Genomic DNA, 12,986 nt, shown 5'->3' with positions numbered 1-12,986 from the left:
ACCTACCGCGCGACACGATGCAGCAGCGCAGGCAGTCGCTTACGGGCGGTCCGCTCCAACTCGCTGAGCGTCACCATCGCGATTAGGCTGACCGCCTGGCGGCCCAATGTCGCGCGGCTGGTGCGCTCTCTCCAGGAGTGCTTCCGCGATCCACGGCGGTGACCGATGAGATAACCGATCCACAGTGCTGCAGACACGGCTGCGAACAGTCCGAGCGCAGTCATGGTGGTCAGCTTGCCCGGCCACGGTCGCGGCAGGGTCACGAACGCGGTACACCTCCGATTCCGATGACGCGGCCGTCGCATACAGGGACTTCACAGGTGTGCCCAAGGTCCGTGGGACGGTCCCGTGTGCGTTAGTGTCTTAATACAAATCAGGGGTCCGGGGACCGTGACGATGTCATTGGGTGCGACAAGAATGAGGAAGGTTCTTGAAAGAGACTCACACCACCGGACTGTTCGGCATATGAACCAACAAGATCACACAGCCGGCTCACGGCTGAGCTCCACCGAGAACCGGACCGCCGACCTTCTCTCCCGCCTTGTGGGCTGTCACCTGCAATCGATCCACTTCAACGGCGGATTCGTGCAGTTCGCGTTCGCCTGCCCAGGCTCGGCGGAGGTGCCGGTGCTCACCTGCGAGGTCACCCCGACGGTCGAGACGCCGTCGGGCTCACTCGCCGACGGTGATCCCGGCTACGCGGACGCCATCCGCGCTCTGATCGGCCACCACGTCATTGAGACGCGCGAAATCCCACGCAACGGCATCCGGATCGTCACCGACGGCGCGGTGCTCATCCTGCGGCCGGAACCCGACGAGCTGCGCGGGCCTCAGATCGCGATGCTGTCGGATTTCACGGACGGCGACTCGAAGGCCTGGTACCCGGGCAGCGAACCGTTCGAATACCTCGGTTAGCGCTGGGATCACTGCACCCGGAATTCCACCATCGGGTCGCGGCTCTGCAGCTCCTCGCCGGAGAGCACCACGAGTTCGGTGGGCGACAGCCGGTAGGTGGTGCCCCCGTTGCGCACCTCGAACCCGGCCGGGATCGGCGTCACGTCGTCGAGTGTCAGCGACGCGCCGTCGCGTAGACGCACCCCCTGGTACTCCAGGGTCCCGTCGGCCGACTCGCACACCACCATCGTCGAGCGCTCGGTCCGGGCGATGGCGATCGGCCGGTCTCCCGAGTCGCACCGGGCGGAGTCGACGAACCCCTGGGAGTCCACGGCGGGTCCGGCCGTCTGGGTCGTCGAGGGTGCGGTCGAGGGTGTCGGCGACGGGGTGGAGGTCGTCGGGGTGGAGGAGGTCGACGTCGGGGCCGGGGCGGAGGGTAGCGGCGACACCGGCGTGGACGGGGACGCAGCGGCCGGCGCCGTGGGTCCTGCGGATGTCGGATTCGGTTGCGCCGGAATCGATTGCACGTGGATCGGGCCGGGGTTCGAGATCATCATCACGATCACGACGGCGAGGGTGGCGACCGACGCGAGGACGATCGCGATGGCCGCTCCGCGGCCGAGGCGGCGCCGCGGTGGCGCCTCGGATTCCGGGTCGTGGTCGGTGGGCGTCGGCATGCTGAGCTCCTTGTTGCGTGCCGAATGCACGTGCTGCCCCACAGCAAACCACTCGTGACGCCGCGGCGACGACAACTCGTGCGGCGTTTCGCGGCCGCGGCGGCAACCAACCCGGCTACGGGACCACCTCGACCTCGTCGCCGAGCCGGTAACCCTGCATCAGCGGTAGTTCGTCGCCGCTCCAGAACGATCCGGGATCGAACCAGTTCGAGTGCTTCTCGGTCTCCAGCAGACCCATCTCCTCGTAGGTGATGGCAACGGTCTCGGCGCAATAGGCCGTCTGCAATCCCACCTTGGCCCGCTCCGCCTTCCGGCGTTCGGCCGTTTCGCGAACCTTCTTGTGCACGAACGGGATTCCCCGGGTGAAGTCACTCACGACCGGAATCCGCCCGCGCATCCACCGACCCGTCAGCCTCGCCGTCGTCGGAAACGGGGTCCCGTCCATGCGTGCGATCACGCGCAGCATCCGGTCCTCCTGCTCGCGGGTGGCATAGGGGTGGAGTTGGCGCAGCCAGCAGCGCTGACCGTAGGTGTGCACCCACCGCTCGACGGCCGCCCGCAGGTCGTTGAGTTGCACCCCGCGGTGGTGGGTGCCCGTCCACAGGTCGAGCAGCTTGTCGCCGAGTTCGGCGTGCCAGATCAACGGCGGCAGGTCATCGACGGCCACCGTCATCCCGACGTGGTTCACCGGGCTGTTGGTCATCGACTGGATCGCCCGATCCGGCCCCGATTGCCCGCGGAAGAGCCAGATGTCGCCGGTCCGAGTCTCGTCCAGCGCACGCTCGAGAGGCACCGTGCTTGGATTCATCCCCGCAGCTTATGCAGACTGTGGGGCATGCGTGGGATCTGGAAGTGGGTCGGACTCGCCGGTGTGGCCGGCGTCGTCGCAGGCGGGGCGCTGGTTGCGCGCGATCAGCGGCGCCGAAACGCCTACACCCCCGACGACATCCGCGCCCGCCTCCATCAGCGGCTCGCCGAGGCCGAGCGCACCGGGTAGAGCGTGTGCGAACCGGAGAAGCCCTTGAGTTCGACGTCGCGCTGCTCGTCGAACGCGAGGTCTTCGCAGTCCGCCAGCGCCCTGTGCACCGCGCTGCTGACCAGAATCTCCCCGCCGTCGGCGGCAGCGGCCACTCGGGCCGCCATCGCGACGTTGCGCCCGAACACGTCGTCGCCGCGCAGCACCGACTTGCCGGTGTGCACACCCATCCGGACCCGGATGTCGTTCGGGCGGCGCGCAAGTGAGTGCTGGATGTCGAGGCCGCAGCGCACCGCCTGTTCCGGCTTGGCGAACGCGACCATGAACCCGTCGCCCTGACTCTTGACGACATGTCCTTCGTGCTTGTCGACGAACTTGCGCACCGACTTGTCGTGTCTGCCGATCAGCCGCACGAACGCACGGTCCCCGATGCGCTCGTTGAGCGCCGTGGACTCCTCGATGTCGGAGAACATGATCGTCAACCGGCCGTTGAGCGACAGCCGCGCCAGGTCGGGCCGCTCCACCTCGGCCCAGTCGGCCAGTTCCTCGATCGAGGACCGCACTGCAGCACCGAACCCGTCCTTGCGCAGAATGTTCGCCGTCTGCCACACCGTCTTCACGGCCTTCGTGCCGCCCGACACCAGCAGTTGTCTGGTGTCGAGGCGGTGACGCAACTCGTCGGCCTCCTGCCGCGCGGCCGCGAGGCGACGTGTCTGCACGACCAGCGCCGCACCCAGCCCGGCAGCCAGCGCCGCGAGGACGCATATGAGGATCAGCATTCCCGTCACGCCTCCAGTATTGGATGCTGGTGCGGTGACGATCGCCGAAGCCCCCTATTACGAGAGTCGGTTCCTGCGGGCCAACGACCCGGACGGCGAACGCGCGGTGTGGCTGCGGGAGACGCTGCTGCTGACGACCACGGGCGCTGCCAGTGCCGATGTGTGGGTGATGATGTTCGACCGGTCCGGCCATCGCGCGCTCAAACAGCAGTACCCGATCGACGACGCGGTGTTCGACCGCGACCCCTGGACGGCCCGCATCGCGGCCACGGCACTCGACGACACCTCAGCGACAGGGAGGCTCCCGACAGCCCGGTGGGAGCTCTCGATCAGCTCCGCCGGCCACGACCCGGTACGGGTGCTGGCCGACTCGGCCTACCAGCGGAAGTTCCCACCCGCCAAGACGATGGTCCGTCATCCGCTGGCGCGCTTCGACGGCCGCCTCGAGATCGAGGACCGCGTGGTGGATGTCGACGGCTGGACGGGCAGTGTGAACCACAACTGGGGGACCAGGCACACCCCTGCGTACGCCTACGGGCAGGTGTGCGGTTTCGACGACGCTCCCGACTCGACATTCGAGATCGTCACGGCGCGGACCGCCCTCGGGCCCGTCCTGCTGCCGGGCGCCACCCTGTTCGTGTTCCGGCACGCCGGGCACGAGTTCGCGGTGCGCTCGATCCGCGGCAGCCTGCAGACGCACGGCCGCTACACACCGTTCCGGTGGACGTTCGGTGCCCGGGTGGGCGACAAGATGATCGAGGGCGAGATCGTCACCGAGCCCGCGGACGTCATCGGTCTGACGTATGCCGACACCCACGGCGGCGTGAAGTACTGCTACAACTCGGCGCTCGCCCACTGCCGGATCCAGGTGGCGGGTAAGGCATTCGCCCGGACCGAACTGGTCAGCCGGCGAGCGATGTTCGAGATCCTGACCGGGGAACCGCTCGACACGGTGCCGCTGCTGGTCTAGGACCACGCAGCGGCGACGGTGGACATGTCGAAGTAATCACGCCACGCCGCGATCCGGCCGTCGGCGATCTGGAAGACCCCTGTCACGGGCAGCGCGAGCTCACGGCCGTCCTTGAACCGCATCACATCGGTGCGCTCGTTGAAGACGAGATTCCCCGAAGCGACCTGGTGGTGCACCTGGAAATCGATCCCGTCGACCGCCGCGGTGAAGTCGGCGATGAAGTCCGCGATGGCGGCTCTGCCGACCACCCGCTCCATCGGGATGTTGTGATAGACACCGTCTTCGGTGAAGAATGCGCTGAGCTCGGCGGGATCGGGCGTCGCCCACTTCGCGCAGAACTCCGTCACCACGTCGTCAGCGGAGCGTGCCATCGATCGTCACCATCCTTCGGTCAGTACCCGGTCGAGCGTGTCGACGTAGAAGTCGGCCGCCTCAACGTCGATGCACAGCGGCGGCTTGGTCTTGAGAATGTTCTGGTGGTCACCCGTCGGCTGGATGATCACGCCGAGGTCGAGCATACGGTCACAGATCGCCGCGGTCTCCTCGGGCGCGGGCTCCAAAGTCTGCGGATCGCGGACCATCTCGACGCCCAGGTAGAGGCCGAAGCCGTGCACGGTCCCGATCAAGGGGTGCTTGTCGCGAAGGCCCTCGAGACGGCCCTTGAGGTGACCGCCCACCCGAAGGGCGTTGTCCTGCAACCCTTCATCGCGGAGCACGTCGAGCACCGTCATGCCGATCGCGCACGACAGCGGACTGCCGCCGGTCGACGAGAAGAAGTACCCCTCGGCGGCGAAGGCCTCGGCCACCGCACGGGTGGTGATCACCGCTCCCACCGGGTAACCGTTGCCGACCGACTTGGCGACCGACACGATGTCGGGAACGGCATCCTGCTGCTGGAATCCCCAGAACCATTGTCCGAGACGGCCGTATCCCACCTGAACCTCGTCGGAGATGGTCAGGCCGCCTGCGGCCCGGATGGCCGCGTAGATCCGCTTCAGGTAGCCGTCGGGCAGCGCCATGCCACCGGCGTTGCCGTACACGCTCTCGCAGATGAACGCCGCGGGGGGACGTCCCGACGCGACCAGTGCCTCGATCTGTGCCACCGCGTCGGCCGCGTAGCGGGACGACTCGGCGCCGCGGTACTTCCCGCGGAAGCTGTTCGGCGATTCCACGGTGTGGACCCAGTCCGGCCGTGTGGCAAGCGCATTCGGGTTGTCCGCGGTCGACGTCGACACCGCGTCGGTACCGTAGGTCCACCCGTGATAGGCCTCGCGGACGGCGACGACATCGCGGCGGCCCGTCGCCGCGGTCGCCAGCCTGATCGCCAGGTCGCTGGCCTCCGAACCGGAGTTCACCAGGAACACCGTGTCCAGGGGGTCGGGCAGCAGGCCTGCCAGCCGCTCGCTGAACGCCACGACGGCCTCGTAGTTGAACCGAGAATTCGTGTTCAGCCTGCGCAACTGCCGGGCGGCGACCTCCGCGATCCGGGGGTGCGCGTGGCCCAACACGGTCACGTTGTTGACCATGTCGAGGTAGGTGCGGGCCCGGGTCGACATCAGATAGTGCCGTCGGCCACGCTCGATCCGGGGCGGGGTCCGGTAGTAGAACTCCTGCACCGGAGCGAAGCTCGCGTCGCGGCGGGCCAGCAGATCGTCCTCGTCGTGCGTCACCGCCGGCGGCAGTCCCAGCAGTGGTCTCGGGTCGCGGGTCACGGCGAGCCATCCGGCCGCGAGATCGCTGCGGACGAACATCGGTGCCACCGGCGCGCCGACGGGTCGCACGCTGATCTCGACCGGGCCGTGCTGCGCCGCCGACCCGATGACGTCGCCCGCGCTGACAGTGCCCCGGACAGGTTCGGTCACGCCGGCCAGGGTCAGCTCGAACTCGTTGCCGCGCAGCGTGAGTCGTCCCGACACCTCCTCGCTGATCTCGCCGTCCCACGGCGCCGCAAGCTCGGTGCGGGCTGCAGTCCACAGCTCGATCCCGGTGGCGACGACGTCGGGCGCCTCCTGGCTCAGGCGGGGCGCGTTGCACAGCCGCGGTTCGCCGTGCCGGGTGACCACCACCGGGGCGCCGCGTCGCAGTGCCGCCCCGGCATGGTCGCCGGCCGTGGCGAATCCGTCGTCGTAGAGATCCGACGTCGTCGACAGGTCCAGCGTGACGGCGGTGGCCCGGTCCACCGCGATCATCAGCGCCGCGGGTCGGACCGGCGGTCGCGGCTGCCCCTGCCCCAGATACGCCGCGATCAGCTCCGTCATCACGTCGATCGGCACCGATGTCGCCGCCTCGAACATCCGCATACCACTGTCGGACTGCGCAGCGATGTAGGCGTTGTCGGGGTCGAGGACGGCCTGCTGAGCGTCGCTGACAATGAGCACCGCGGTCCGGAGGACCAGCATCGGCCACAGCGCCTCGACTTCCGCGCCCGACAGCGGCCGTACCGCGTGGAACGCCCCGATCGCCGGCAGCGTGGAGGTCACCTCCGCGCCGACATGTCCCAGCACCGACGACGCGGTGATCGCGAGCTCCGACACCGCCCACGTGTGGGACAGGTCGCCGAAATCGATGACACCGTCGGGAGACACCGCCCCTGGTGTCCGGGTGACGACCACATTCGCGTCGGTCAGGTCGAGATGGACCGCCTGGCGCGGCAGCGCATCGTCGAGCGCCGATAAGCGTGACCACGCGTCACGGGCCGCCTCCTGCAGGCGGCTTCGAAGCGCCGGATCCGTGACGTGCGGGCCGAGCGCGTCGACCACGTCCATGCCGAAACGCAGGTCCCACTGCAGGATCCGGTCCAACCCGGGGTGGGTGAAGTCCCTCAACGCCCGGCTCACCCGTCCCGCCACATCACCGAGACCCGCCACTGCCGCCGGCGGCAGGTACCCCGATTCGAGCAGAGTTCCGCCGGGCAGGTAGCGCAGCAGCCGGACGAAGGCCGTGCCGTCGACCAGATCGGTCGCCGTGGTGTACATCTCGCCCGCGGAGTTCGGCAGCGGCACCGAGACCCGCAGCCCGGGTTCGGTGTCCGCGATGAGCCGGGCCGCCTCGTCCTGGGCGCACAGCTCCACTTCGGTGAAAGCCGGATTGGCGACTTTCAGGACACCCAGGACCGTCCCGTCGTCGCCGTGCACGGTGAAGTTCTTGTCCTGCTGACTGCCCAGCGACGTGACGCGGGCGTCCAGGCCGTAGGACTGCGACAGGATCCGTTGCGCCTGAACCTCATCCACGGCAGGTGCGGGCAGTTCGGGCTGCTCCAGGAAGTTGAAGCCAGCGCTCATCGCGACCCTCGGCTCTTCGCGCGAGCGCTCATCGCAATACAAACCGGGTGACGACCTCCGAGAACGCATCGTTGTCGTCCCCGGCGGCGGTGTGGCCGGCGCCGGAGAGTTCGGCGAACTCGGCCCCCGGCACCTTGGCCAGAAAGTCCTGGACCGCTTCCTCACTCACCACATCGGAGAGCTTGCCCCGGATCAGCAAGATCGGCACGGTGAGCTCCATCGCGGCCTGCTCAAGTTGCTCGACGCGCGCGAACGGGTCCTCGCTCGGCTTGGTCAGGAACGCGGGATCCCAGTGCCAGTACCACCGTCCGTTGCGGCGCCGCAGGTTCTTCTTGAGCCCCTCGGGGCTGCGCGGTTTCGCGCGGTGCGGTAGATACTCCGCGACGGCGTCGGCCGCTTGCTCCAGAGAGTCGAATCCGTGCACGTGGCTGAACATGAAGTCGCGGATGCGCGCGCTGCCGCCCTTCTCATAGCGCGGCACCACGTCCACGAGCACCAGCCGCGTCACGACCTCCGGGCCGGCGCGGCGCGCGGCGAGGATGCCCGTCAACCCGCCCATGCTGGCGCCGATCAGGACGGTGGGGCGTCCGATCTGCCCGAGCACTTCCAGCGTGTCCTCGCACAACGCCTCGACGGTGTACCTGGCATCGGGGGAGCGGTCGCTGTCTCCGTGTCCGCGGCTGTCCAGCGCGACCACATGCAGTCCCCGCTCACCCAGGATCTGCCCGGTCTTCTTCCAGGAGAAGCGATTCTGGCCGCCGCCGTGCATCATCAACACCGACGGGCGCGAGGGGTCGGCGGCCCCGGTCTCGGCCGGGTTGTTCCACTCGTCGGCGATCAGAGCGAGGCCGTCGGCGCCGCGGAACGTCACGGTCTTCGGTTCGCGGTGCTCGATGCTCACGGCGTCCTTTCGGCAGGCCCCGGGCGCTCACGTTACCCAGCGCGCGTGTTATCGCGATCTTGGGTCCCGACGGACCCGGATGTCCCTATATTGACGTGCGTGCAGCACGTCCGGGATGCCGAGGACGATCGTCGGCGGATCATGGACGCCGCCTACCGCTGCCTGGCCGATCCGCATACCGGCCCGGTGTCGATGGCCGCGATCCTGAGCACCGCCGGCGTGTCGAGTCGCGCGTTCTACCGCCACTTCGAATCCAAGGACGACCTGTTCCTGGCACTGCTGGAGCAGGAGGGCGCGGCCGTGGTCGGCCAGGTGGATCGCGTCGCCGACGCGGCGCAGGGCACGCCGGCCGATCAGCTCGCGGACTGGATCGAGGCGATGTTCGACATCGTGGTCGACCCCCGGCAACGGATGCAGCTGGCCGTCATCGACTCCGAAGAGGTGCGCACCGCCAAGGGCTACCGGGAGACACGGGACCGGCTGCACAACGCACGCGAGCGAGGACTGGCCGAGATCCTGCGCAGGGGTCTGCGCGACGGTTCCTTCCCACTCACCGAGCCCGAGATCGACGCGGTGGCGATCAACGCCGTGGTCAGCCGGGTCCTCAACACCCAGACCACGGACGAACCGGAAGCCCGCAAGAAGGCGCAGGTGGCCGTGCTGGACTTCGCGCTGCGCGCGGTGGGCGCCGACCCGCGCTGAGCGGCGTCGATGAGTTGCGGGTCGGCGGCAGGTCTGAACAGACACCAGCACCGCTCGCCCGAGGAGACTGCCATGCCCGCCATCACGCCGTCGCTGTGGTTCGACGACAACCTCGAAGACGCCATGGAGTTCTACTGCTCGATCTTCCCGAATTCGACGGTCGATTCGATCGAGTACTACACCGACGCCGGCCCGGGAACGCCGGGTAGGGCGCTGTCGGCGACGTTCACCCTCGACGGCCAGACGTTCATCGGCATCAACGGCGGCCCGCTGTTCCCGTTCACCGAGGCGGTCTCGTTCACCGTCGCGTGCCGGGATCAGACCGAGGTCGACCACTACTGGGACCGGCTCGTCGACGGCGGCGCGGTGTCGCAGTGCGGCTGGCTCAAGGACCGCTTCGGGCTGAGCTGGCAGATCGTGCCCGACCGGCTGCGGGAACTGACCTCCGATCCGGATCCGGCGAAGGCGACGGCCGCCACCAAGGCGATGCTCGGCATGACGAAGATCGTCATCGCGGATCTGGAGGACGCCGTCGCCGGCCTGTGACGGCCGGGCCGCCTCGTGTTGCCGGTCCAGAATTGGTTGATATACGGTTCTCGGCGTCCTCGGCTGTGTAACCTCATCGGAACCCGAACTGGGTCCAGGCCGGTTGTGGGAGGACCTATGACGGTGAGGTGCAACCGAGGAGGGGCCTGCTAGATGGTCGCTTCCGGTGTGATCGCCAAACCCATGCGTGCCTTCGGCGGCTTCTTCTCGATGGCGCTCGACACGTTCGTGGCGATGTTCAAGCCGCCGTTCGCGTGGCGCGAGTTCATCAGCCAGTCCTGGTTCGTCGCGCGGGTCTCGATCGTCCCGACCCTGATGCTTACGATCCCCTACACCGTGCTGCTGACCTTCACGTTCAACATCCTGCTGACCGAATTCGGTGCCGCCGACTTCTCCGGAACCGGCGCCGCGCTCGGTACCGTGCGCCAGATCGGGCCGATCGTGACCGTCCTGGTCGTCGCCGGCGCCGGCGCGACGGCGATGTGCGCCGACCTGGGCGCCCGCACGATCCGCGAGGAACTCGACGCGCTGCGCGTCATGGGCGTGAATCCCATTCAGGCGCTGGTGGTTCCGCGGGTTCTCGCGGCGACGCTGGTGTCGCTGGCGCTGTCGGCGACGGTGATCCTGGTGGGGCTGGCCGGAGCCTACTTCTTCTGCGTCTACATCCAGAACGTGTCCCCGGGCGCGTTCGCCGCCGGTCTGACCCTGATCATCGGCGCCACCGACGTCATCATCGCGCTGGTCAAGGCCGCGCTGTTCGGGCTGTCCGCGGGCATGATCGCCTGCTACAAGGGCATTTCCGTCGGTGGTGGACCGGCGGGTGTCGGCAACGCGGTGAACGAGACCGTGGTGTTCACGTTCATGGCGCTGTTCGCGATCAACATCGTCGCCACGGCCGTCGCGGTGAAGGTGACGATGTGACCGTTTCGCGCCCCCACTCCCAGTTCCCCTGGCTCAAGGCCAGATTCCGGTCAATCGCGGACCCGTGGAACCAGGTCGGAGTGCAGACCAAGTTCTACGGGCGCACCCTGCGCTCGATCGTCATCGCGGTCACCAGGTACCGCATCGAGCTCGTCCGGCAGATCGCCCAGATGGGACTCGGGGCGGGCGCGCTGATCGTCATCGGCGGCACCGTCGCGATCGTCGGGTTCCTGACGGTCACGACCGGCGCACTCGTGGCCGTCCAGGGCTATACCGACTTCTCCGAGATCGGCGTCGAGGCGCTGACCGGTTTCGCGTCGGCGTTCTTCAACGTCCGGCTGATCGCGCCCGCGACAACGGCGGTGGCGCTGGCGGCGACCATCGGCGCCGGCGCGACCGCGCAGCTCGGGGCCATGCGCATCAACGAAGAGATCGACGCACTGGAGGTGATGGGCATCCGCAGCGTCGCCTATCTCGCCTCGACCCGTGTGCTCGCCGGCCTGCTCGTGGTCATCCCGCTGTACTGCGTCGGTGTGCTGGCGTCGTTCTGGGCCGCGAGATTCGGCACCACGGTGATCTACGGCCAGTCCACCGGCGTCTACGACCACTACTTCCGGACCTTCCTGAACCCGACCGACCTGGTGTGGTCGTTCGCGCAGTGCGTCGTGCTGGCCGTCGTGATCATGCTGGTGCACACCTATTACGGCTTCAGCGCCCGCGGCGGGCCCGCCGGCGTCGGGGAGGCCGTCGGTCGCGCGGTGCGGACGTCGCTGATCCTGTCCGCGTTCGTGCTCGTGATGATCTCGCTCGCGGTGTACGGGCAGTCCGGCAACTTCAACCTGGCGGGCTGAGCGATGGATGACGACGGCCTCAAACCAGGGTGGTGGACGCTGATCCTGGTCGCGGTGTTCGCGGTGGCGATCTTCGTGACCTACGCACTGTTCACCGGCTCGCTGAAATCCACTGTGCCGGTGACGCTGACCTCCGACCGCGCCGGCCTGGTGATGGAGACCAACGCCAAGGTCAAGCTGCGCGGCGTGGAGGTGGGCCGCGTGGCCGACATCTCGGTCACCGGCCGGCAGGACCCCACCGTCGCGCTGCAGCTGGAGATCGAACCCGACCAGGTGCGCTACATCCCGGCCAACGTGGAAGCCCAGATCCGGGCCACCACCATCTTCGGCGCCAAGTTCGTCGACCTCGTCTTCCCGGACGACCCGAGCAGCCAGCGCCTCGAAGCCGGCCAGGTGCTGCAGTCACGCAACGTGACGACCGAGGTCAACACGGTCTTCCAGAACCTCGTCGCGGTCCTCGACCAGGTCGACGCCGCGAAGCTCAACAGCACCCTGTCCGCACTCGCCGACGGTGTCCGCGGCCAGGGTGAGCGCCTCGGCCAGGCCACCACCGACGCCAATCAGGTTCTGCTGGCGCTCAACCCGCGCAACGAGACCATCACCGAGGACCTGCGGGCGCTCGACCAGTTCAACCAGACCTACAGTGCGGCGGCACAGGACATCCTGGCCACGCTCGACGCCGCGTCCACCACCAGCACCACCGTCGTCAACCAGGCCAACGAGCTCGACGCGCTGCTGCTCGCCGCGATCGGACTGTCCAACAGCGGTATCGACCTGCTGGCGCCCAACCAGGCCAACCTGATCAAGGCGGTCAACACGCTGGCGCCGACGACGAACCTGCTCCACAAGTACAGCCCGTCCTACACCTGCCTGCTGCTGGGCGCCAAGCACCTCCTCGACGAGGGCGGCTACGAAGCGCCCGGCGGCAACGGACGCACCCTGGTGCTCGACACCGGCCTGTCGTTCGGCGACGACCCGTACAAGTACCCGCAGCACCTGCCGATCATCGGCGCCAAGGGTGGCCCCGGCGGCAAACCCGGCTGCGGTTCCCTGCCCAAGGTCTCCGAGAACTGGCCGGTGCGGAACCTGGTGACCAACACCGGTTTCGGCAGCGGTCTGGATTGGCGGCCGAACCCCGGCATCGCCTTCCCGATGTACGCCAACTACCTGCCGGTCACGCGCGCGGTGCCGGAGCCGCCCAGCGTCCGGAACCTGTTCGGTGGGCCCGCCATCGGGCCGGTGCCCTACCCGGGCGCCCCGGCCTACGGAGCCCAGCTCTACGCACCCGACGGCACCCCGCTGTGGCCGGGCCTTCCCCCGGCCCCGCCGCCCGGCGCGCCGCGGGACCCCGGTCCCCGGCCCGGGTCGGAGCCCTTCGTGGTGCCGCACCCGTCCCAGATGCAGCCGACGGCCGTGCCGTATCCGTTCGTGCCGCCGCCCGTCCCGGCCCAGCCCGGGCCGCCCCGATAGCCCGCCCGACAACCCGAG

General features: G+C 68.5%; 15 protein-coding genes. 8 read left to right on the top strand and 7 right to left on the bottom strand.

The annotated features are described in order from the left end of the window. Window positions 1-2: 2 nt before the first annotated feature. Window positions 3-263, bottom strand: a complete 261-nt coding sequence (locus DYE23_RS21540) for a hypothetical protein (RefSeq protein WP_013471062.1) — start codon at window positions 261-263, stop codon at window positions 3-5. Window positions 264-465: 202 nt separating this feature from the next. On the opposite strand from DYE23_RS21540, the gene DYE23_RS21535 reads away from it, so the two are divergent. Next, window positions 466-915 (top strand): hypothetical protein, encoded by a 450-nt coding sequence (locus tag DYE23_RS21535; RefSeq protein WP_013471063.1) that lies wholly within the window; start codon window positions 466-468, stop codon window positions 913-915. Between the two features lie 8 nt (window positions 916-923). Here DYE23_RS21535 and DYE23_RS21530 read toward each other — a convergent pair whose 3' ends face one another. Beyond that, window positions 924-1,571: a hypothetical protein gene (locus DYE23_RS21530; protein ID WP_013471064.1), complete on the bottom strand. Its 648-nt coding sequence runs from the start codon at window positions 1,569-1,571 to the stop codon at window positions 924-926. Window positions 1,572-1,686: 115 nt separating this feature from the next. Then, the gene (locus tag DYE23_RS21525) at window positions 1,687-2,379 is read right to left on the bottom strand and encodes a guanylate cyclase (RefSeq protein WP_011892978.1); all 693 of its coding nucleotides are present in this window, start codon (window positions 2,377-2,379) and stop codon (window positions 1,687-1,689) included. Window positions 2,380-2,406: 27 nt separating this feature from the next. Here DYE23_RS21525 and DYE23_RS21520 point away from each other — a divergent pair, with 27 nt between their 5' ends. After that, the gene (locus DYE23_RS21520) at window positions 2,407-2,568 is read left to right on the top strand and encodes a hypothetical protein (RefSeq protein WP_011892979.1); all 162 of its coding nucleotides are present in this window, start codon (window positions 2,407-2,409) and stop codon (window positions 2,566-2,568) included. Here DYE23_RS21520 and DYE23_RS21515 read toward each other — a convergent pair. Next, entirely contained in the window at window positions 2,535-3,326 is a 792-nt protein-coding gene (locus DYE23_RS21515; RefSeq protein WP_115329061.1) for an adenylate/guanylate cyclase domain-containing protein, read from the bottom strand. The two genes, DYE23_RS21520 and DYE23_RS21515, sit on opposite strands and share 34 nt — an antisense overlap. Window positions 3,327-3,360: 34 nt before the next feature. Between DYE23_RS21515 and DYE23_RS21510 the strand changes: the two genes are divergently transcribed. Next, entirely contained in the window at window positions 3,361-4,296 is a 936-nt protein-coding gene (locus DYE23_RS21510) for a hypothetical protein (protein WP_172527825.1), read from the top strand. On the opposite strand, the gene DYE23_RS21505 is transcribed toward DYE23_RS21510, so the two are convergent. From DYE23_RS21505 to DYE23_RS21495, 3 genes are read right to left on the bottom strand one after another with little or no spacing between them, the layout of a single operon-like run. Beyond that, window positions 4,293-4,667, bottom strand: a complete 375-nt coding sequence (locus DYE23_RS21505; protein ID WP_115328111.1) for a limonene-1,2-epoxide hydrolase family protein — start codon at window positions 4,665-4,667, stop codon at window positions 4,293-4,295. The genes DYE23_RS21510 and DYE23_RS21505 overlap by 4 nt on opposite strands. Before the next feature lie 6 nt (window positions 4,668-4,673). Next, window positions 4,674-7,577, bottom strand: a complete 2,904-nt coding sequence (locus DYE23_RS21500) for an aminotransferase (RefSeq protein ID WP_115328110.1) — start codon at window positions 7,575-7,577, stop codon at window positions 4,674-4,676. Between the two features lie 28 nt (window positions 7,578-7,605). After that, window positions 7,606-8,478 (bottom strand): alpha/beta fold hydrolase, encoded by an 873-nt coding sequence (locus tag DYE23_RS21495; RefSeq protein WP_099961837.1) that lies wholly within the window; start codon window positions 8,476-8,478, stop codon window positions 7,606-7,608. A 141-nt stretch (window positions 8,479-8,619) separates the two neighbouring features. Between DYE23_RS21495 and DYE23_RS21490 the strand changes: the two genes are divergently transcribed. The 5 genes from DYE23_RS21490 (at window position 8,620) to DYE23_RS21470 (ending at window position 12,968) form a co-directional block, all read left to right on the top strand. Then, the gene (locus DYE23_RS21490) at window positions 8,620-9,180 is read left to right on the top strand and encodes a TetR/AcrR family transcriptional regulator (protein ID WP_115329060.1); all 561 of its coding nucleotides are present in this window, start codon (window positions 8,620-8,622) and stop codon (window positions 9,178-9,180) included. A gap of 72 nt (window positions 9,181-9,252) precedes the next feature. Further along, window positions 9,253-9,726 carry a VOC family protein gene (locus DYE23_RS21485; RefSeq protein WP_115328109.1) on the top strand — a complete coding sequence of 158 codons (474 nt, stop codon included), beginning with the start codon at window positions 9,253-9,255 and terminating at the stop codon, window positions 9,724-9,726. 153 nt (window positions 9,727-9,879) lie between these two features. Next, window positions 9,880-10,647 (top strand): MlaE family ABC transporter permease, encoded by a 768-nt coding sequence (locus DYE23_RS21480; protein ID WP_115328108.1) that lies wholly within the window; start codon window positions 9,880-9,882, stop codon window positions 10,645-10,647. Beyond that, a complete protein-coding gene (locus DYE23_RS21475; RefSeq protein WP_115328107.1) occupies window positions 10,644-11,498 on the top strand; it encodes an ABC transporter permease in 855 nt (284 codons plus the stop codon). Before DYE23_RS21480 ends, DYE23_RS21475 begins: the two co-directional genes overlap by 4 nt. A 3-nt stretch (window positions 11,499-11,501) precedes the next feature. Further along, complete coding sequence (locus tag DYE23_RS21470) at window positions 11,502-12,968, top strand: MCE family protein (protein WP_115328106.1); 1,467 nt, start codon at window positions 11,502-11,504, stop codon at window positions 12,966-12,968. Window positions 12,969-12,986: the final 18 nt, after the last annotated feature.

The organism is Mycolicibacterium gilvum (genome assembly GCF_900454025.1).
Classification (GTDB): domain Bacteria; phylum Actinomycetota; class Actinomycetes; order Mycobacteriales; family Mycobacteriaceae; genus Mycobacterium; species Mycobacterium gilvum.
Note: the sequence above shows the minus strand (reverse complement) of the source record. Positions and strands in the feature narration are given on the sequence as shown.

Coding starts and splice junctions, on each gene's coding strand:
- DYE23_RS21535 (WP_013471063.1), top strand. CDS start 466: ATGAACCAACAAGATCACACAGCCGGCTCACGGCTGAGCTCCACCGAG.
- DYE23_RS21530 (WP_013471064.1), bottom strand. CDS start 1,571: ATGCCGACGCCCACCGACCACGACCCGGAATCCGAGGCGCCACCGCGG.
- DYE23_RS21525 (WP_011892978.1), bottom strand. CDS start 2,379: ATGAATCCAAGCACGGTGCCTCTCGAGCGTGCGCTGGACGAGACTCGG.
- DYE23_RS21520 (WP_011892979.1), top strand. CDS start 2,407: ATGCGTGGGATCTGGAAGTGGGTCGGACTCGCCGGTGTGGCCGGCGTC.
- DYE23_RS21515 (WP_115329061.1), bottom strand. CDS start 3,326: ATGCTGATCCTCATATGCGTCCTCGCGGCGCTGGCTGCCGGGCTGGGT.
- DYE23_RS21505 (WP_115328111.1), bottom strand. CDS start 4,667: ATGGCACGCTCCGCTGACGACGTGGTGACGGAGTTCTGCGCGAAGTGG.
- DYE23_RS21500 (WP_115328110.1), bottom strand. CDS start 7,577: ATGAGCGCTGGCTTCAACTTCCTGGAGCAGCCCGAACTGCCCGCACCT.
- DYE23_RS21490 (WP_115329060.1), top strand. CDS start 8,620: ATGGACGCCGCCTACCGCTGCCTGGCCGATCCGCATACCGGCCCGGTG.
- DYE23_RS21485 (WP_115328109.1), top strand. CDS start 9,253: ATGCCCGCCATCACGCCGTCGCTGTGGTTCGACGACAACCTCGAAGAC.
- DYE23_RS21480 (WP_115328108.1), top strand. CDS start 9,880: ATGGTCGCTTCCGGTGTGATCGCCAAACCCATGCGTGCCTTCGGCGGC.
- DYE23_RS21470 (WP_115328106.1), top strand. CDS start 11,502: ATGGATGACGACGGCCTCAAACCAGGGTGGTGGACGCTGATCCTGGTC.